The organism is Paracidovorax avenae ATCC 19860 (genome assembly GCF_000176855.2).
In the GTDB taxonomy this organism is placed as follows: domain Bacteria; phylum Pseudomonadota; class Gammaproteobacteria; order Burkholderiales; family Burkholderiaceae_C; genus Paracidovorax; species Paracidovorax avenae.
In genome coordinates this window covers 5,269,284-5,286,889 of sequence record NC_015138.1, presented here as the reverse complement: position 1 = coordinate 5,286,889, position 17,606 = coordinate 5,269,284, and the positions used below count along the sequence as shown (strand labels likewise).

Below are 17,606 nucleotides of genomic sequence, written 5' to 3'. Positions count from 1 at the left end.
TTTATGAGATTTTATATTTCAAAAATCCGAGCTTTTTTTGTTCATTTTATAATCTCGATCGTGATAGTGAGTGTAATATCCGCTGTTGCGTTTGTATTTTTCTATCCTTTCCCTTATATTTTTATTTCAGGGGGGGCTGGTTTGTTTTTGTTTGCCGCTTTGGGTGTGGTATTGGGGCCATTGCTTACTTTTGTTTTTTTCAACCCCAAGAAAAATAGGAAGGAAAAAATATTAGATTTCTCTGTCGTTGCATGCCTTCAGGTTTGCGCAATTGCATATGGAATTTTTTCTGCATACGAAGCGCGCCCCATACATGTGGTTTTCGAATACGATCGTTTCAGGGTAATTCATGCTAATGATATTCCCGAGGAATTAATTTTGCTGGCGCCCAAGGATATAATTGCTATACCAAAAATGGGAATCACGTGGCTTGCGTTGCGTCCTTTGAGTAGTCTCGAAAGTTTTAACTTCACTATGCAGGCACTGGATGGGGTTGCCGTTTCGGCCCAGACACAACTATGGATTCCTTACGAGCAAGGGCTGCCGGAGATTTTGAAAGAAGCCAAATTATTAAAGCAACTTATCAATAAATTCCCGGATAGAAAGGATGAGATACTTGATACCGCAGTGCGAGAAGGACTGGACGTTGAACGAGTCAAATATTTGCCTATTCAAGGAAGAAAAAATATTACGTGGACAGTATTTTTAAATGCACAAACAGGTCAGCCCTTAGGTTATTTGAATTTGGATTCATTTTGATTTTTTTGGCATTAGGTGCTGCTCGTTTTTTTGGCATGCCGTGGTAATAGCTCTCTGTGTGCATGCCTTTAGAGCGGCTAACACGACCTGTTCATAGCCCAGCGCGAAGCAGCTATGCTTGGCGCCCTCATGGCAAGAAGACCCGTCAGCAAAGAACTGTGGCGACAGCTGCAGCCGCTCATCCCGGCCTTCGTGCCCTCGGCCAAAGGCGGGGCGCGCAAGCGCACCGTCAGCGATGAAGCCGCACTCAATGGCATCCTATTCGTGCTGCACACCGGCATCGCCTGGGAGGACCTGCCGCAGGAACTCGGTTTTGGCAGTGGCATGACGTGCTGGCGGCGGCTGCGCGACTGGAACGCTGCCGGGGTGTGGGAGAAGCTGCACCACGCCATGCTGGTGCGCCTGCGCGAGCACGACCAGATCGATTGGAGCCGGGCAAGCATCGATGGCTCGTCGGTACCAAGCCCCCGGGGGGCCAGGAAACAGGGCCCAACCCCACGGACAGAGGCAAACTCGGCTCCAAGCGGCACATCGTCGTAGACGCGCGGGGCATTCCGCTGGTGGTGCTGGTCAGTGGTGCGAATCGGCACGATTCGATGATGTTCGAGAAATGCATCGATGCTCTGCCAGCCGTCAGGGGACTGCAGGGCAAGCCGCGTCGCAGGCCATCGAAGCTGCACGCCGACAAGGGCTACGACTATGAGCGCTGCCGTGTCTTCCTGAGACAGCGGGGCATCGCCAGCCGGATTGCCAGACGAGGCATCGAAAGCAGCGAGCGGCTGGGTCGGCATCGGTGGGTGGTGGAGAGAACGCACGGATGGTTTGCAGGCTTCGGCAAGCTGCGCATCCGATTCGAGAGGCGGCTGGACATCCACGAAGCGCTATTGAAACTGGCGGCAGCGATCATCTGCGCGCGCTTCGTGGATCGGTGGTGTTAGCCGCTCTTAGAGCGGCTAACACGACCTGTTCATAGCCCAGCGCGGAGCAGCTATGATTGTCGCCCTCATGGCAAGAAGACCCGTCAGCAAAGAACTGTGGCGACAGCTGCAGCCCCTCATCCCGGCCTTCGTGCCCTCGGCCAAAGGCGGGGCGCGCAAGCGCTCTGTCAGCGATGAAGCAGCCCTCAATGGCATCCTGTTCGTGCTGCACACCGGCATTGCCTGGGAAGACTTGCCGCAGGAACTCGGTTTTGGCAGTGGCATGACGTGCTGGCGGCGGCTGCGCGACTGGAACGCTGGGGTGTGGGAGAAACTGCACCACGCCATGCTGGTGCGCCTGCGGCAGCACGACCAGATCGATTGGAGCCGGGCGAGCATCGATGGCTCGTCAGTGCCCAGCCCCCGGGGGGCCAGGAAACGGGTCCCAACCCCACGGACAGAGGCAAGCTCGGCTCCAAGCGGCACATCGTCGTAGACGCACGCGGCATCCCGCTGGTGGTGCGGGTCAGCGGTGCGAGCCGGCACGACTCCATGATGTTCGAGAAGTGCATCGATGCTCTGCCGGCCGTCAGGGGACTGCGAGGCAGGCCGCGCCGCTGGCCATGGAGGCTGCACGCCGACAAGGGCTACGACTACGAGCGCTGCCGTGCCTTCCTGAAGAAGCGAGGCATCGCCAGCCGGATTGCCAGACGCGGCGTCGAGAACCGTGAGCGGCTGGGCCGGCACCGCTGGGTGGTGGAGAGAACGCACGGCTGGTTTGCAGGCTTTGGCAAGCTGCGCATCCGCTTCGAAAGGCGCCTGGACATTCACGATGCGTTGCTGAAATTAGCGGCAGCGATCATCTGCGCGATATTTGCGGATCGGTGGTGTTAGCCGTTCTAAAAGCAGTTCGAATCCATATAGGTGATATGGGTTGATTCAAGTGCCTAGTAAAAACCTGAAAATATATTCGACCTCGTGGAAAATTATCCAAAATAGGCGCCTTGAAGCTTGTTGGAAAACCTAATTGAATAATTATTGTTTATCTGATAAAAAACTGCCACTTTTCCCTCCGTGCTTCTCCATAACCCGTACCTCCTGCATCACCATCCCCCGATCCACAGCCTTGCACATGTCGTAAATCGTGAGCAGTGCCACCTGCACGGCCGTCAGGGCTTCCATTTCCACCCCGGTCGGCCCGACGGTTTCCACGGTGGCAGTGCAGTGCACACATGATGCGTCTGCATCCAGCTGAAAATCCACCGCCACCCGCGTAAGCGCGAGCGGGTGGCACAGGGGGATGAGGTCGCTGGTCTTTTTTGCGGCCTGGATGCCGGCGATGCGGGCGATGCCCAATACGTCGCCCTTTCCGGCCGTGCCGGAGGCGATGAGCGCCAGGGTGGCGGGTTGCATGGCGATGTGCCCGCCCGCGACGGCGATGCGCCGGGTATTGGGCTTGTCGCCCACGTCCACCATGTGGGCCTGGCCGCCGGCGTCGAAATGGGTGAGATGGGGCGAACGGGAGGTCATGGGAAGAGGCCCTTTGCGGGAATAGGTAACGGGGTGGCACCATCGGCGCGCCGGGGCATCATACGGTCCATGCGCGCATCCAAAAGACCCCCTCGGGGGGTTGTCACGAGGAGGGTTGCTCCCATGGGTTCCACACCCGCATCACGCGGTTTTCCGGCGACTGCCGTACTGCGCCGCTCCGCACTGGCCTGGGCCATCGCTGCATCGCAGTGCCTCCTGCCCCTGCCCGGCTGGGCGCAGGGCGCCCTCCCCACCCTCGGCGACGGCTCCGACATGACGACCAGCCAGGAGCGGCGCCTGGGTGACCGGATCATCCGCGAGCTCTACCGTGATCCGGACTACATCGACGATGCGGTGCTCAACGAGTACGTGCTGGGCATTTTCCTGCCGCTGGTGAAGGCAGCGCGGGAGCGGGGCGAACTGCCGCCCGAGCTGGATGAGCGTTTCGCCTGGGAGATCCTGCTGGGGCGGGACCGGACGGTGAACGCCTTCGCCCTGCCGGGGGGCTATTTCGGGATGCACCTGGGCCTGATCGGCGTGGTGTCCACGCGCGACGAGCTGGCCTCGGTGATGGCGCACGAACTGAGCCATGTCACGCAGCGGCACATCTCGCGGCTGATCACGCAGCAGAGCCGGCAGGGGCCGCTGATGCTGGGGGCGATGGTGCTGGGCATGCTGGCCGCCACGAAGAACCCGAGCGCGGGGCAGGCCATGCTGGTCGGCGGGCAGGCGCTGGCCGTGCAGAACCAGCTCAATTTCTCGCGCGACATGGAGCGCGAGGCCGATCGCGTCGGCTATGGCCTGATGGCCCCGGCGGGCTTCGCGCCGCAGGGTTTCGTGTCGATGTTCGACAAGCTGCAGCAGGCCAACCGCATCAACGACAACGGCAGCTGGCCCTATCTGCGCAGCCATCCGCTCACCACGCAGCGGATCGCGGATTTGCATGCGCGCATTCCCCCGGCCGTGGCGCAGTCGCCCGCGCCCGGCCCGACACTGGAGCACGCCATGATGGCCGCCCGGGCGCGGGTGCTGTCCCGGCCCGGCATCGATGTCTGGCGGCAGTGGGTGAACGAGCCGCAGGCGGGCGGTTTCGGCGCGCAGCCTCTGCCGCGGCGGGTGGGCGCCTGGTATGCGGCTTCGCTCAGTGCGCTGCAGCTGCAGGACATGGCGGCGGCGCGGGCCGCGCAACGGTCGCTGCTGGAGGCCGCGCGGGGCGATGCCGCGGGCACGCGGCAGGCCCATTTGCTGGGCGCGGAAATCGAACTGGCCGCAGGGCAGGCGGACGCGGCGCTGGAGCAGCTGGCCCTCATCCCCGCCGCGGGCCCGCAGGCAGGGGCGCCGGCGTCCGGAAGCGGCGCTGCGCTGACGCTGGAATCCGTGACCAGCCCGGGCCAGGGGGCGTCCGCTTCGGCGTCCGGCGGGGTGGGGCGCCCGGAGATGATCCTGCGCACGCAGGCGCTGCTGCGGCAGACCCGTGCGGCGCCGATGACCGGCACGCTGCAGACCTGGGTGACGAACCATCCGCGCGATGCGTCGGTGTGGTATCTGCTCGCCGCGGTGTGGCAGCAGCAGGGCCAGCCGCTGCGGGCGGTGCGGGCGGAGGCGGAGGCGCACGTCGCGCGGTACGACTATGCGGCGGCGGTGGACCGCTTCAAGGCCGGCCAGGACATGGCGCGCAAGACCGGGAGCCGCGGCGGGGATGCCGCGGAGTACATCGAGGCATCGATCATCGAGACGCGCCTGCGCGCGACCGAGTCACTTCTTAAGGAACAGGCCGCCGAGCGCTGATTCGATGAGCATGCCCAGCACGGTGTAGATGAGCGAGCCGATGAGCGCCGCGCCGAAACCGTGCACCTGGAAGCTGTCGCCCAGCACGGACGCCGCGGCCCAGAACATCAGCGCGTTGATGACGAAGAGGAAGAGGCCCAGGGTCACGATGGTCACCGGCAGGGTGAGCACCACGAGCACGGGCCGCAGCACCACGTTGAACAGCCCGATGACGAAGGCCGCGACCATCGCGGAGCCGAAGCTGCGCACCTCGACACCGCCGTAGAGGTAGGTCACGCACAGCAGCGCGGCGGCGCTGAGCAGCCATTTCAGGAGGAGTTTCATGGCGCAGGAGGATAGCACCCGGGTGCCGTCCCGGGTGCTGCCGTGCGTCGATGGGACGGGCGCCTCGGCGCCCGCCGGGGCTCAGGGCTGCTCGGCGAACAGCAGGAAGAGCGCTCCCAGGCTGGCCAGCGTGCCCGGGAGGGACCAGCGCCGGGGCATGGGCTTGCGCACCACCAGGGGCGGTGCGGCCGGTGCGGCGGTGGGCTGGGGCGCGTGGGCCTCCTGCTTGGGGCGGCGGGCATCGACGATCTGTGCGCTGCCGTGCTCGGCCTGCAGTTCGGTCGCGAGTTCCGGCAGCGGGCCCTTGGCCAGCACGGTGGTGATGGTGGCGCCGCCGGCCTGCAGCCAGGGCAGGACCTGGGCGAACAGCTTGTCGGCCCACTTGGCGCGCCAGTTCTCGCGGGCGCTGTGGCTGACCCACTTGCTGATGCGGTGGGTCATGCGCGGGGCGCAGGCCACGACCACCCAGTGGGTGCCGGGGGCATGGGCGCGGGCGGCCAGGGGGGCGAGGATCTGCTGCGCGTAGGCTGCGTCGTCCACGTACACGATGACTTTGTCCATGAGGGCTCTCCTGCGGGGCGGTGGGCGTTGATGACTAAAAGGGTCGAGTCGCTCGCGGGCCCGGAGTTCACCGGGCCCGAGGGTATCAGCCGTGGGAGACGGCCGCCGTGCGGCGCGAGGCCACCGCCTTGCCCACGATCAGCACGAGCAGCGCACCCGCCACGCTCGCACCATACTTCACGACATCACTTTGCGGCAGCTTGAGCATCCACTGCCAGCGGTCGGGATTGGCCAGGGCCGGGTCGGTGACCAGCATGCCCCCGGCGATCCAGCCCAGCAGCATGCCGCCGGCCACGATGATGAACGGGAAGCGCTCCATGAGCTTGATAACCAGCTGGCTGCCCCAGACGATGATGGGGATCGAGATCAGCAGGCCGAGCACCACCAGCAGCATCGAGTGGTCGCCCGCGTTCTGGGCGGCGCCGGCGATGGCGATCACGTTGTCCACGCTCATCACCAGGTCGGCGACGATGATGGTCTTGATGGCGGCGAAGAGCTTGTCGCTGCCGGCCACGTCGCCGTGGCCTTCCTCGTCGGGGGCCAGGAGCTTGATGCCGATCCACACCAGCAGGATGGCGCCGACGAACTTCAGGAACGGCAGGTTCAGCAGGGTCATCGCGAAGGCGATGAGGATGACGCGCAGCACGATGGCACCGGCGGTGCCCCAGATGATGCCCTTGGTGCGTTGCGCGGGCGGCAGCTTGCGGCAGGCCAGGGCGATCACCACCGCGTTGTCGCCACCCAGCAGGATGTCGATGATGATGATCTGCCCCAGCGCGACCCAGAACTCGGGCGATGTCAGAAATTCCATAGGTTCCTCGTTGTCGTTTGGCGATAGGCCGCGCGGCACCTTGGGGCGGGGCCGGCGATTCCACAGACGTTCAGGCCCGCTCGGGGCCGTCAAGGAAGCTGGAGGGCATGTGCGCCGCGCTGGGCGCCCATGCCGGGGAGTGCATGGCCTTGAACGGCCCGTGGGCGGGCCTTTCAAAGGTCTTGCTCGGCCGGCAGGCCGTGCGGCTCCGCCAGGACCCGGAAATGCCGGAAGCCTTGCGGCTTCGTATTGACGACATGACCGACAGTGCCGGCGGCTCGGGACATGCCTTCGCGCCGGGACCGGGAGCTACTCCCCCTCGAAGCCTGTATTGGAACACAGCCCCGCGCGGCGCGGCAAGGCGGATTCGCGGTTTGGCGGCTGCCTTGTTTGAGTGAAAGTCGCTGCAGAAGACTGCCGGTACTGATTGAGTTGCTATGTTTTGATGAGCATTGGGGTGAACCCGGAGAGTCCGCGGGCCCATGGCGCCTGGCCGGCGCGGCCTGCGGGCGCCGCGGGTAAGATCGGCCGCCTTTTTCCCGCGTGTTTTCCCCGCGTGTCCATGGCCGCCCTGCACATCACCGATATCGAATCCGCGATCAACCACTGGCGGGCCCGTGCCCCGGCGGGCGCGGGCCTGGCGCTGGCGCCCGAACTCCAGGCGCTCGCGGAGGTGTATGCCCGCATGGTCTATGCGCGGGTGGACGAGGTGGAGGAGGCTGCGCTGCCCGCCGATGCCATGGCGGCCTGGCTGGCGTGGTACGAGACGACGCCCGACACGCCCTGCATCGCCATCTGCTCGACCAGCCAGGGCGACGACCATTGCAAGGGGTGCGGGCGCAGCTTCGCCGAGGTGCAGCACTGGCTGGCGATGGGGCCGGCCGAAAAGCGCGCCGTGTGGCGGCGCATCACCATCGAGAACACGGCCTGGCGGTTCAACCGCTATGCGGAGCGTGCCGCGGAGGGGCCGTCGGCACCGCATGCCGCGCGTCCGGGCGCGTAGCCTGTGGCGGTGGCGCGTGACAGGCGCCATGGAACCCCCTAAGCTGGCTGCATGCTGCGCTTGACCCAGGCCCCGAACATCGCGATCGCCACGATCTGGGCCGATCTGCTGAGCGAGGGCGGCATGCCCGCCACGGTGCAGCGCCAGCATCTGCTGGGGGCGGCGGGGCAGTTGCCGCCGGACCAGTGCCTGCCGGAAATCTGGCTGGAGCACGAAGAGCATGCACCGCAGGCCCGGCGCCTGCTGCAGGCCCTGGCGGACCTGCCCCAGCGGCGCTGGCATTGCCCCGAATGCGGCGAATGGATCGAAGGCGGTTTCGAGCAGTGCTGGAACTGCGGGGCGTTCATGCCCGCGGCCGGCGGACGCTGAGCGTCACGGGCACCGCCAGGGCCCGTGCTCACTTCCAGCGGATGGGTTCCAGGTGGACGCTTCCCAGGCCGCTGCTCAGCGTGAGGCCGCCTTCCTGCACCGTGGCCTGCAGCTGCATGCTGCGCTCGGCCAGGGACGCCAGCTGCTGCGACGCCTCGGTGGGCAGGCGCCAGACCTGCAGCTTGTCCTGCCGCGTGAGCTTGCCCTCGATGCCCTTCCACCAGACTTCGGCCGCATGGTGGAAGCAATACACCAGCACCGCATCCGCCTTGGACGAGGCCTTGGCCAGCGGCTTGTCTTCGGGCTGGCCGACTTCGATCCACAGGCGTTTGCGGCCCGTGAAGTCGGTGATGGACACGTCCGGGTCGTCCGGATCCGAGAGGCCGGCGCCGAAGGCCAGCGTGCCGTCGCCCTGGCACATGGCCTGCAGCTGCCAGGCGTTGAGCGCCAGCGCCGCCAGCCGGACCATCATGCGCTCGTCGGTCTCGCTGGGGTGGCGCGCCAGGGTCAGGGCGTGGTCGGCGTAGTAGCCGTGGTCGATGTCGGCGATCGCGAGGTTCGCCTTGAAGATGGTGGACTTGATGGCCATGCTCAGACGCGGCGGGCGAGTTCGGCGGCCTTGCCGACGTAGCTGCCCGGCGTCATGGCCAGCAGGCGGTCCTTGTCGGCCTGGGGGATCTCCAGGCCGGCGATCAGCGCGTGCAGCGCCTCGGCCGTCACGGTCTTGCCGCGCGTGACTTCCTTGAGCTTCTCGTAGGCGCCCTGCACGCCGTAGCGGCGCATGACGGTCTGGATGGGCTCGGCCAGGACTTCCCAACTGGCGTCCAGGTCGGCGGCCAGGGCTTCCTCGTTCAGCTCCAGCTTGTTCAGACCGGTCATGAGCGAGGTGTAGGCGAGGGCTGCGTAGCCCATGGCCACGCCGATGTTGCGCAGCACGGTGCTGTCGGTGAGGTCGCGCTGCCAGCGGCTGACGGGCAGCTTCTCGGACAGGTGGCGCAGCAGTGCGTTGGCCAGGCCCAGGTTGCCTTCGGCGTTCTCGAAGTCGATGGGGTTGACCTTGTGCGGCATGGTGCTGGAGCCGATCTCGCCGGCCTTCAGGCGCTGCTTGAAGTAGCCCAGGCTCACGTAGCCCCAGATGTCGCGCGACAGATCGACCAGGATGGTGTTGGCGCGGGCAACGGCGTCGAACAGCTCGGCCATGTAGTCGTGCGGCTCGATCTGGATGGAGTAGGGCTGGAAGGTGAGCCCCAGGCCCAGCGGCTCGGGGGTTTCGACGACCTTCTTGCTGAAGGCCTCCCAGTCGAAGTCGGGCCAGGCCGAGAGGTGGGCGTTGTAGTTGCCCACGGCGCCGTTCATCTTGCCCAGCATCTTCACGCCGGCGATGCGGTCGCAGGCGGCCTGCAGGCGCACGACCACGTTGGCCAGTTCCTTGCCCACGGTGGTGGGGCTGGCGGTCTGGCCGTGGGTGCGGCTCAGCATCGGCACTTCGGCGTAGGCGTGCGCCATTTCGCGCAGTTTCAGGACGATGCGGTCCAGGCCGGGCAGGATGACCTGGTCGCGCCCGGAGCGCAGCTGCAGCGCGTGGCTGGTGTTGTTGATGTCTTCGCTGGTGCAGGCGAAGTGCACGAATTCGGCGGCCTTCTCCAGCTCGGGGCGGGCCTCGAACCTGGACTTGATCCAGTATTCGACCGCCTTCACGTCGTGGTTGGTGGTCTTCTCGATGTCCTTGATGGCCTGCGAGTCGGCCTCGGAGAAGTTCTTCACCAGGCTCAGCAGGTAGGCGCGCGCGCCGGTGGTCAGGGGCTTGAACTGCTCGAAGCCGGCGTCCGACAGCGCGATGAACCATGCGACTTCCACCTGCACGCGGCGGTGCATGTAGCCGTGCTCGCTCATGATGGGGCGCAGGGCGGACAGTTTGGCGGCGTAGCGGCCGTCGAGCGGAGAGAGGGCGTTGATGGTGGACAGGCTCATGGGGCGGGATTGTAGGTGCCGACCGTGGCGCAGGCGCCGCACCGGCGTCCGGTCCGATGCAGCGCGAGTGCGCCCGGCCCCCTAGAATCGGCGGCCGCCCGTTCGTTCTCTCTTGCCCTGCCCGCGCCCGGAAACACACCATGAAACTCATCGGATCCTCTGCCAGTCCCTATGTGCGCAAGGTGCGCATCGTGATGGCCGAGAAGAAGCTGGACTACCGCTTCATCGAGGAAAACGTCTGGGCCGACGACACCACGATCGCCACGTCCAACCCCCTCGGCAAGGTGCCCTGCCTCGTCATGGAAGGGGGCGAGGCGGTGTTCGATTCGCGCGTCATCGTCGAATACCTGGACACCCTGTCGCCCGTGGGCCGGCTCATCCCCACCCAGGGCCGCGAGCGCGCGGAGGTCAAGACCTGGGAAGCACTGGCCGACGGCGTGATGGACGCAGGCGTGCTGGCCCGGCTGGAGGCCACGTGGAAGGACCGCCAGGACGGAGAGCGCAGCCAGGCCTGGATCGACCGCCAGCTCGGCAAGGTGCATGCCGGCCTCAAGGCGATGTCGCAGGGGCTGGGCGAGAAGCCGTATTGCAGCGGCATCCACCTGAGCCTGTCGGACGTGGCGGTGGGATGCGCCCTGGGCTGGCTGGAGTTCCGGTTCCCCGAGATCGCCTGGCGGACGGAGCATCCCAACCTCGGGCGGTTGCTCGACAAGCTGATGCAGCGGCCCAGCTTCGCTGATACGCAGCCCCGCTGAACCCTCTCCCCGGAGGCCTGCAGCCTGCAGAGGCCCCAGAAAGCCGAAAGCGCGCACCTTGCGGTTGCGCGCTTTTTTCTGCGGCCGGAATAAAAAAAGTTGCGAAGCGTCCCGAAACGAATTAGAGAGGGAGGGAGGAGAAGCGCTTCAGGATTTCAGTCGGACAGGTCCGAAAGGCTTCGCAACGAGAAACTGGAAAACTCAACATGCGGGACGAGCGTAGTTAACTTGTCCACGGGCGATAGATTAGTGCCAAATCGGCAAAGTTCCAGCGATCCGCGCTCCAAAATCATCAAAAAATGTAAGATTTCCGCAGATCGGAATATGACACCGCAAAACGTCGCAAATTAACGAAGCAGTTTCACTTGCTGCTCGATGGCCCGGACGATTTTTGGGTCATCCGGGGCCACGGAACTGCCAAAGCTCGCCACGACCTTGCCATTCCGGTCGAGCAGGTACTTGTGGAAGTTCCATCGTGGCGCTTCGCCTGCCTGGGCCGCGAGTTCGCGGTAGAGGGGCGATGCGCCGCCGCCTTTGACGCTGCTCTTGGCGAACATGGGAAAGCGCACTCCGAAGGTGTTGCTGCAGAAGTCGGCAATTTGCGCATTGCTGCCGGTTTCCTGTGCGAAATCGTTGGACGGAAAACCCAGCACTGCGAAACCTTGCGTCTTGTAACGGGCGTGCAGCGCCTCCAGGCCCTCGTACTGGCCGGTGAATCCGCAGTAACTGGCGGTGTTGACTACGAGCAGCACCTGGCCCTTGTACTGGCACAGGTCCTGGGGCGCTTCGTCCTGCAGGCGCGGCATGGTGTGGCGCAGGACGGCAGGGCAGGCCGCGGCCGACGGGGCGGGCCCTGCCGGCGCGGCCGGCGGGGTTTGCGCGGCCGCCGGCAAGGCTGCCGCCCAGGCCGCGAGTGCGAGGATCAGCGGGGCAGTGAGGCGGGGCATGGCGGTTCTCCCGGAGTCGGCAGGGGGCGAGAGGCCGTGGCACGGCCGTTCGCGACGGTAGTACAAAAGCCGTGCGCGTGGCAAGCGCAGGCCGCGCTCACACCAGCGCCAGCAGGCGCGCGAGGGGCAGCTGCACCCGCACGTCGCGCAGTGCCACGGCGCCCGTGATCTTCCAGGCCGGCTGGGCCGTGTCCCGGGGGATCGGCTCGCCCGTCGGCATGCCGCTGCGGTTGAGCACGACGGCCACGCGCGGCGTGGTGGCGCTGGCGCCGCGGCGCAGCACCACGGCGACTTCCTGGCTCGCCAGGCGCACGAAGGCACCGGGCGGATACACGCCCAGGGCTTTCACGAGGGCCGACCCCGCTTCATCGACCTGGTGGGCCTCGTCGTAATAGGTGGCCTGCATGGCGGCAGTGACGGGCATGGGCGCCCGCGAGGCGCGCGGTGCCAGTCGCGCGCCGAAGATGTCGGCCCGCTGGATGAGTCGGGCCATCTGCTGGGCCTCGCTCTTGCCCGCAAGGGGGCCGGGGGCGCGGTGGTGGTGTGTGCGCACTGCCTCCAGCCAGACCGGATCGTTCACGCCGAGCTGCCGGAGCAGCGCCTCGGAGCGCGCCGCATGGCTTTCGATGTCGGCCAGCTGCGGGGCGGTCAGCGGCTGGGTCTGTACGGCGAGCTGGTCCTGCAGCGTGGTCATCGCGATGTTCATCGACAGCGCCGCGCGCCCCAGTTGCAGGACCTTGGGCACCGGCCAGCGCAGGTGCTCGGCGGCCACGATCATGCACACGCTGGCTACCAGCATGGCATGCGTGCCGCTGTACTGCTGCATTTCCTGGCCCGACAGATAGACGAGCGCGAGCAGGGTCGCGTCGGGCGTGGCCGCGCAGTGGCGGGCGAGCTCGCCGTGCAGCGCCTCGAAGCGTTCGCTGAATTCCGCTGCCGGCGGAGGGGCCCGCAGCAGCTGGGTGGCGCGCAGTTGCAGTTCGGGCCAGTCCGGCGGACCGTTGCCGGCATTCGCCTTCTCCCGCGAGGCCGACGCGCCCGCGGTGATCTTCATCGCGGCGATCTGGCCCAGGGAGGTGTCCGTGAGCAGCATCTTCTGCAACTGGGCGAGGTAGGCGCGGTGGCTGTCGCCCGATTCGTCGGTGTCCACGCACAGGCTCAGGCCGCGCGCCACCATCAGGTCCAGCTCTTCGCGGTTGCGGATCACGTAGCCACGCTGCGCGAGCAGCACCCCGCTGGCACCCCGGAGCACGAAGGGCAGTGGGTGCCCGAGGGGGATCGTGTCGATGTTCAGCGCAACGAGGTTCATGGCGGGTCGCCCATTATCGGCGCATGGGGTTGGCTGAATACCTGTGAAATGGGGGGAATCCGCGGCTGTTCGCTTCTTTCCCCTTCTGCTTCCCGTGCCTCTCGTCCGAGGCGGCGCGGGTGGCGCCCGGGCCATTCACGGCAGGCTTTTCGGCAGGAGTCGTCGCTGCAGGAGACGCTGCACCGCGAAGTGCCAGCCGTGCCGGCCTCGGGTTTATGGACCGGCTACCGCGTCGTGTCCGGCGCGACCGCGACGTCCGCCGGCGAAAGCCGGGGTGTCCACCGCCCGGAGTGGTCGCGGGGAACCGCGGCGTGCTGCTGCGGTGTGCGGCCCACCTGCTGGGCGCCCGCCGGCAGGAATTCGTGCAGCCGGGTGGTCTGGCTGGCTGCCCTGGCCTGGAGCACGCCGAGCACGGCGCTCTGCGATGTTTCCTCCTTGGCTTTCGACTTGAATTGCAGGTTGTTGGCGACCCAGGTATCGTGGCTGTCCAGCAGCATCCGGATCTTCTCGCGATAGCCGTCCGCTTTGTCCTCGTCGTTCGCCTCGACGGCGTTCTGGATCAGGCCCTTCAGCCTGTCGTAGGCTTCGGCGGCTTCGGGGCGCAGCTTGCAAACGACCGAGAATGCCATGCCCGGTGCGCTGGCTGCTGCCGCCTGTTCCAAGGTGTCCTGCAATCGCAGCCAGGCGCGGCCGGTCTTTTCGGCGTCTTCCGCGCCGGGCCGGCGGTCGCGGGCTGCCATCGCCGCCACGAACTCGTGCTGCCGTGGTTCGAGTTCCGCCAGGAAGTCGTCCAGGCTTTCGAACTGCCGGATCATCTGGGTCTGGTCTGCCCAGGTTTCGCCGTTGCGCGTCGTCATGCGCAAGGTGGTTCCGACGCCGCTGTAGGTGAGCTGCTTCTGGATACCCACCGCGGCCCCGCGCACCTGTGCAGCCTTCCGCGGGTCGTGCAGGGAGGCGGGCACGAGTCCCAGGGAGGCGCTTGCACCCACCTGCGCATTGACGCGGTGCTGTGCGGATAGATGGTACTCCTCCACATTGAGTCCCGAGCGGCTTTCAGTCCGGACGGAGCGCGAGCGCTGGCCGCTGGCTCCGATGCCCGCATGCACTCCCGCCCCGACGGCGCGCCGGGTCGCCTTGCGTACGTCGGCCGATTGGTCCTCGCCCCCGCGGAAGCGTGCTGTCGCACTGGCGCCTGCGCTCAACGAGGATGCGCGGCTGTGTCTGGTGCTGGTCACCTCGGCCACGACCAAGGCGGGATGCTGTTCCAGGAGGGATGCCAGCACATCCGCTTCGGCGCCCTCGTCCGGGGGCGCGTTGCCAGCCCGCGCGAGGTCCACGAGCACATCCGCGAAATGGCGCCGCAGGGTGTCTTCATGGCCTGCCGTTCGCTCCATGCGCAGGCTCACGCCCTGGGACGTGGAGGTGCTGCCGCCTGCCGCCAGGCGCAAATCGAACCGCAGCGCGATGCCCGCCGAGCCATTGGCAACGTTGAATTCGTGGTCCGCGTGCCCGAGGCCACCCCGCAAGCCCACTTTGAGGCCGACGTCGGCGCTCCTGGAATCCGCAGTGCTGATCTGGACCTGCATCGCAGCTCCCAGCATGTTCAGGTTCATGGAGTGCTCGCGGCCCAGCCCCAGGCCCAGCATCGGGCCGAGCAGCTCCGGCGTGCTCGTGGACAGGGAAACGGCCTTGCCCAGGTCCAGCCGTGCCATTCGGGCATCGCCACTTTTTATCTGTTCGCCGAGGCTGATGCGCTGGGCCAGGGATTTCATGACCTCGGCCGCATCGGCAGGGCCGCGCAGGTCATTGAACAGCGTCACCATATCGGACACGGCCATTTCGAAGCGGTTCACATGCACATCGTCCTGCAGCGACTGCAGTGCGGGCGCTGCCCGGGCCACGGCATCGGCCACTGCCCGGGCTGGTGCGGTGCCGGAGCCAGGACCGGCTTCGGTGCCCGGCAGGGACCACGCCGCGGAGGCTGCAGCATCCGTGAGGGTCCGCATCAGCCGGCCTGCGTCGGCCCCCAAATTCTTCAACGCTGACCAGGCACCCTGTACCGCGGCAGGCCAGGCATCCATGACCCGCTCGCGAGCCTCCTCCCAGGGTGGCCGCTTTCCTTCGGGCAGGGCGGCCAGCCAGTCGAGGGTGACCTGGCGCTCCACGGCCTCGAATGTTTCGATGCGCAGCGCCCGCAATGCGGCTGGCGGCGTCACCGCGGCCAGGGCCGATGCCGTGGCCTGCATGAGGCGCGATAGCGCGTCGGCTTGCGTGGATGCCTCGCCAGCGACTGCCCGTGCCGACGCGGCGATACCGGCGAAGGCCGCGATGGCTGCATGGGCGATGGCGTCCGTGCGCAGTCCGCGCGCGGTCTGGCTGGCAGCCACCGGAGGGGACTCGGTACCGTTCGCCAGATTCCGCAAATCGACGTGCTCGCACAGCAGGCGCAGCAGGTGCCCTGCGTTGGGATGGGTGTCCCGCAGCGCGAGCCACTCCGTGCGGAGGCCGGCGGGCAGCCCGGCCAGCCCTTCCTTGTCCAGGCGGGCCTCCACTTGCTGGAAGACTTCCTTGTTCAGATGCTTGAGCGTGCGCTGCGGAGGTGGCGGAGCATCCGCTCCCGTCCCCAGCCCCAGTTGTTCCAGGAGGGCGAGCATCAGCTTCTCGGGTGCAGGCATGTGGGCATCTGCACGTGCCTGCAGGTGGGCGCGAATGTCGGCCGCCGAGCGGTGCAGCGCCTCGACAGCCTCGCCACGGTGGGGCAGCATGCCATTGCTGCTGGCGGCCGTGGTCATATTGCGCATCACTGATTTGCGCCACATCGTGGGCCGGGTGCCGGGCAGCCACGATGAGAGGGCGGGCAGCGCCGAGGGCAGGAGTCCTTCCATGCCGGAGGAGCTGCGGGCCATGGCCTTGGGAAGGCCGCCGGACATCCAGTTCTGGAAGCGTCCGGAGGGTCCGGAGGCTGCGCGCGCGTTGCGACGGGAGGTCTGGTCCAGCGCGCCGTCGCCGAATTTCTGCAGTCGCTGGCGCACCCGGTCGTAGCTCGAGCCCGGCTCATTGGTCATGAAGCCGTTCTGTACTCCGCGGAACGCCACGAGTTGTTGTCGTGCCTGGCTGTCGGAAACAGCAGGGCAGTCTGCCGGATTGACTGCGCGTTCCGCGTGCGAGACAGCTGCCCGCAGCCATTCGATCCCGGACACCGTGGTCCCGGTGGGCCTGCTCCGGCTGCGCTGCAATTCCACCATGGCCTCCATGGCGACCTGCAGCGCCGTCTGCTGTGCTTCCGAGGCCGGAGGGCATGTCATCCTGGACAGCATGCGATGGCCTCCCGGAGCCCTGGCCACCGCGCAGGCAAGCTGCAGCGCGGGCGCCGCAGGCGGAGCGTGGCGTTCCAGCGCCGATGGCTGGAACGCCTCGCCCACCATGCCGATCAGCCCGGTAGGGTGGCTGCGGGACAGGTCTTCCATGGCTGTCACCAGACCCTCCGGGTCCTGCGCAAAGGTGATGCGCGCGGTATCGGCCAGCAGTTCGACGGCGAGCGTGTCGGGTGCGGCGTGGCCATGGTTCAGCGCTGCGATCAAGGTGCCGCATGCAGCCCGCAGCCGGGGGTGAAGGGCCGGCGCTACGCTGTCGAGCAATCGTGCCACCGTCTCCGCGTTCACCGCATTTGCGCTGTCCACCGCCTGTTGACGGGCAGCGTCCTTCGCAGCGGCCAGCTGCTGGAGGGCTCCTTGCGAGTCCACGGTTTCTCCGTCGGGACGCTGCGCCTGGCGAGCGATGTGGATGACGGCACCGGCTTTTTCCGCATTGGCGACGTTTCTGAGGTGGCGCAGGACGACAGGAGGCGTTTCTTCGCCGGGCCCGTCATGCGTCTGGAAACCCTGATGCCGGTAGAGCATGGCGAGCGCGTCTGCCGGCACGCTCGCCGGGCCCTTGCCCATCGCCAGGGTGAACAATGCCTGCCGAGCCCAGTGGGCTGCCTTTCCCGCCATGTCGGCGGTTTCGAACGGATTTCCGCTCCCGGCAGGCTGGTCTGCCGCCGCCTGCAGCTCCCCGATCGCCTGCTGCACGGCTTCCGCCAGCCCTGCGCTGGTGGCATGGGGCAGGGGCACCGAGGCGCCGCCGTCGAATCGCGGTGCACTGATCTGGTTCAGCCGATCGACCGGGTGCTGGGTCCGCGAATCCCGGGCGATCGGCCCCAGGCTGGAATGGACTGCGGTTTCGCCAGCCTTCCACTGGTTCTGCAATCTGGCGAACAGTCCTTTGGCCGACCGTGGAGCCATATTGGCGGTGGTGTAGATCGCTGCGGCCCCGGTTGCCCCGTGTGGCGGCAGGCCCGCCTGCCTTGGCAGGCTTGCACCATGCCTGTCGACGCTGGGAGAGCATTCTGTGGCCGGTGTGGCCGGCTCCCGGGATGCGGTGGCAGATAGTCTGTTTCCAGCAGCGACGATGGCGGTCATGGGAATTCCTCTCTAAATGTAAATAATTTTCATGATCAGTTTGGATGTATGCGAGGCGACGCCGGCACCTGAAAAAGATGGCGTGTTTGCGAATCTGCCGTG

Annotated in this window: 16 protein-coding genes; 7 read left to right on the top strand and 9 right to left on the bottom strand. The window is 66.4% G+C overall.

What is annotated here, in order from left to right; all coding sequences use genetic code 11:
• Nucleotides 1–3: 3 nt before the first annotated feature.
• The 3 genes from ACAV_RS24825 to ACAV_RS22920 all read left to right on the top strand — a co-directional run bounded on the left by ACAV_RS24825 (nucleotide 4) and on the right by ACAV_RS22920 (nucleotide 2,570).
• Nucleotides 4–759, top strand: a complete 756-nt coding sequence (locus ACAV_RS24825) for a hypothetical protein (protein WP_013596958.1) — start codon at nucleotides 4–6, stop codon at nucleotides 757–759.
• A gap of 129 nt (nucleotides 760–888) precedes the next feature.
• A protein-coding gene (locus ACAV_RS24285) for an IS5 family transposase (protein ID WP_167539399.1) occupies nucleotides 889–1,697 on the top strand; the annotation gives its coding sequence in 2 pieces (ribosomal slippage) (nucleotides 889–1,219 and nucleotides 1,219–1,697; 810 coding nt in all).
• Between the two features lie 67 nt (nucleotides 1,698–1,764).
• Nucleotides 1,765–2,570, top strand: a protein-coding gene (locus tag ACAV_RS22920; protein ID WP_244875568.1) for an IS5 family transposase whose coding sequence is annotated in 2 segments (ribosomal slippage) — nucleotides 1,765–2,089 and nucleotides 2,089–2,570 — 807 coding nt in all. Because the reading frame shifts where the segments join, the coding sequence is not laid out codon by codon here.
• Between the two features lie 141 nt (nucleotides 2,571–2,711).
• Here ACAV_RS22920 and moaC read toward each other — a convergent pair.
• Complete coding sequence (gene moaC / locus ACAV_RS22915; RefSeq protein ID WP_013596956.1) at nucleotides 2,712–3,206, bottom strand: cyclic pyranopterin monophosphate synthase MoaC; 495 nt, start codon at nucleotides 3,204–3,206, stop codon at nucleotides 2,712–2,714.
• Nucleotides 3,207–3,329: 123 nt separating this feature from the next.
• Between moaC and ACAV_RS22910 the strand changes: the two genes are divergently transcribed.
• Nucleotides 3,330–4,994, top strand: coding sequence for a M48 family metalloprotease (locus ACAV_RS22910; protein WP_013596955.1), 1,665 nt, complete (start codon nucleotides 3,330–3,332; stop codon nucleotides 4,992–4,994).
• Here ACAV_RS22910 and ACAV_RS22905 read toward each other — a convergent pair.
• The 3 genes from ACAV_RS22905 to ACAV_RS22895 form a co-directional block, all read right to left on the bottom strand.
• Nucleotides 4,962–5,318 (bottom strand): phage holin family protein, encoded by a 357-nt coding sequence (locus ACAV_RS22905; RefSeq protein ID WP_013596954.1) that lies wholly within the window; start codon nucleotides 5,316–5,318, stop codon nucleotides 4,962–4,964. The two genes, ACAV_RS22910 and ACAV_RS22905, sit on opposite strands and share 33 nt — an antisense overlap.
• Before the next feature lie 81 nt (nucleotides 5,319–5,399).
• Nucleotides 5,400–5,879, bottom strand: a complete 480-nt coding sequence (locus tag ACAV_RS22900; protein ID WP_013596953.1) for a hypothetical protein — start codon at nucleotides 5,877–5,879, stop codon at nucleotides 5,400–5,402.
• Nucleotides 5,880–5,964: 85 nt separating this feature from the next.
• A complete protein-coding gene (locus ACAV_RS22895; RefSeq protein ID WP_013596952.1) occupies nucleotides 5,965–6,690 on the bottom strand; it encodes a TerC family protein in 726 nt (241 codons plus the stop codon).
• 562 nt (nucleotides 6,691–7,252) lie between these two features.
• Here ACAV_RS22895 and ACAV_RS22890 point away from each other — a divergent pair.
• Together ACAV_RS22890 and ACAV_RS22885 are read left to right on the top strand one after the other, a co-directional pair.
• The gene (locus ACAV_RS22890; protein ID WP_013596951.1) at nucleotides 7,253–7,693 is read left to right on the top strand and encodes a DUF3717 domain-containing protein; all 441 of its coding nucleotides are present in this window, start codon (nucleotides 7,253–7,255) and stop codon (nucleotides 7,691–7,693) included.
• Nucleotides 7,694–7,744: 51 nt separating this feature from the next.
• Complete coding sequence (locus ACAV_RS22885) at nucleotides 7,745–8,062, top strand: putative signal transducing protein (RefSeq protein ID WP_013596950.1); 318 nt, start codon at nucleotides 7,745–7,747, stop codon at nucleotides 8,060–8,062.
• Between the two features lie 28 nt (nucleotides 8,063–8,090).
• Here ACAV_RS22885 and ACAV_RS22880 read toward each other — a convergent pair whose 3' ends face one another.
• Nucleotides 8,091–8,651, bottom strand: a complete 561-nt coding sequence (locus ACAV_RS22880) for a YaeQ family protein (protein WP_013596949.1) — start codon at nucleotides 8,649–8,651, stop codon at nucleotides 8,091–8,093.
• Nucleotides 8,652–8,653: 2 nt separating this feature from the next.
• Entirely contained in the window at nucleotides 8,654–10,033 is a 1,380-nt protein-coding gene (purB, locus tag ACAV_RS22875; protein WP_013596948.1) for an adenylosuccinate lyase, read from the bottom strand.
• 140 nt (nucleotides 10,034–10,173) lie between these two features.
• Between purB and ACAV_RS22870 the strand changes: the two genes are divergently transcribed.
• Nucleotides 10,174–10,788 (top strand): glutathione S-transferase N-terminal domain-containing protein, encoded by a 615-nt coding sequence (locus ACAV_RS22870; RefSeq protein WP_013596947.1) that lies wholly within the window; start codon nucleotides 10,174–10,176, stop codon nucleotides 10,786–10,788.
• 347 nt (nucleotides 10,789–11,135) lie between these two features.
• Here ACAV_RS22870 and ACAV_RS22865 read toward each other — a convergent pair whose 3' ends face one another.
• The 3 genes from ACAV_RS22865 to ACAV_RS22855 all read right to left on the bottom strand — a co-directional run bounded on the left by ACAV_RS22865 (nucleotide 11,136) and on the right by ACAV_RS22855 (nucleotide 17,327).
• Nucleotides 11,136–11,735, bottom strand: a complete 600-nt coding sequence (locus ACAV_RS22865; RefSeq protein ID WP_013596946.1) for a glutathione peroxidase — start codon at nucleotides 11,733–11,735, stop codon at nucleotides 11,136–11,138.
• A 97-nt stretch (nucleotides 11,736–11,832) separates the two neighbouring features.
• The gene (locus ACAV_RS22860; RefSeq protein ID WP_013596945.1) at nucleotides 11,833–13,044 is read right to left on the bottom strand and encodes an HD-GYP domain-containing protein; all 1,212 of its coding nucleotides are present in this window, start codon (nucleotides 13,042–13,044) and stop codon (nucleotides 11,833–11,835) included.
• 224 nt (nucleotides 13,045–13,268) lie between these two features.
• Entirely contained in the window at nucleotides 13,269–17,327 is a 4,059-nt protein-coding gene (locus tag ACAV_RS22855) for a hypothetical protein (RefSeq protein WP_244875504.1), read from the bottom strand.
• Nucleotides 17,328–17,606 lie beyond the last annotated feature (279 nt).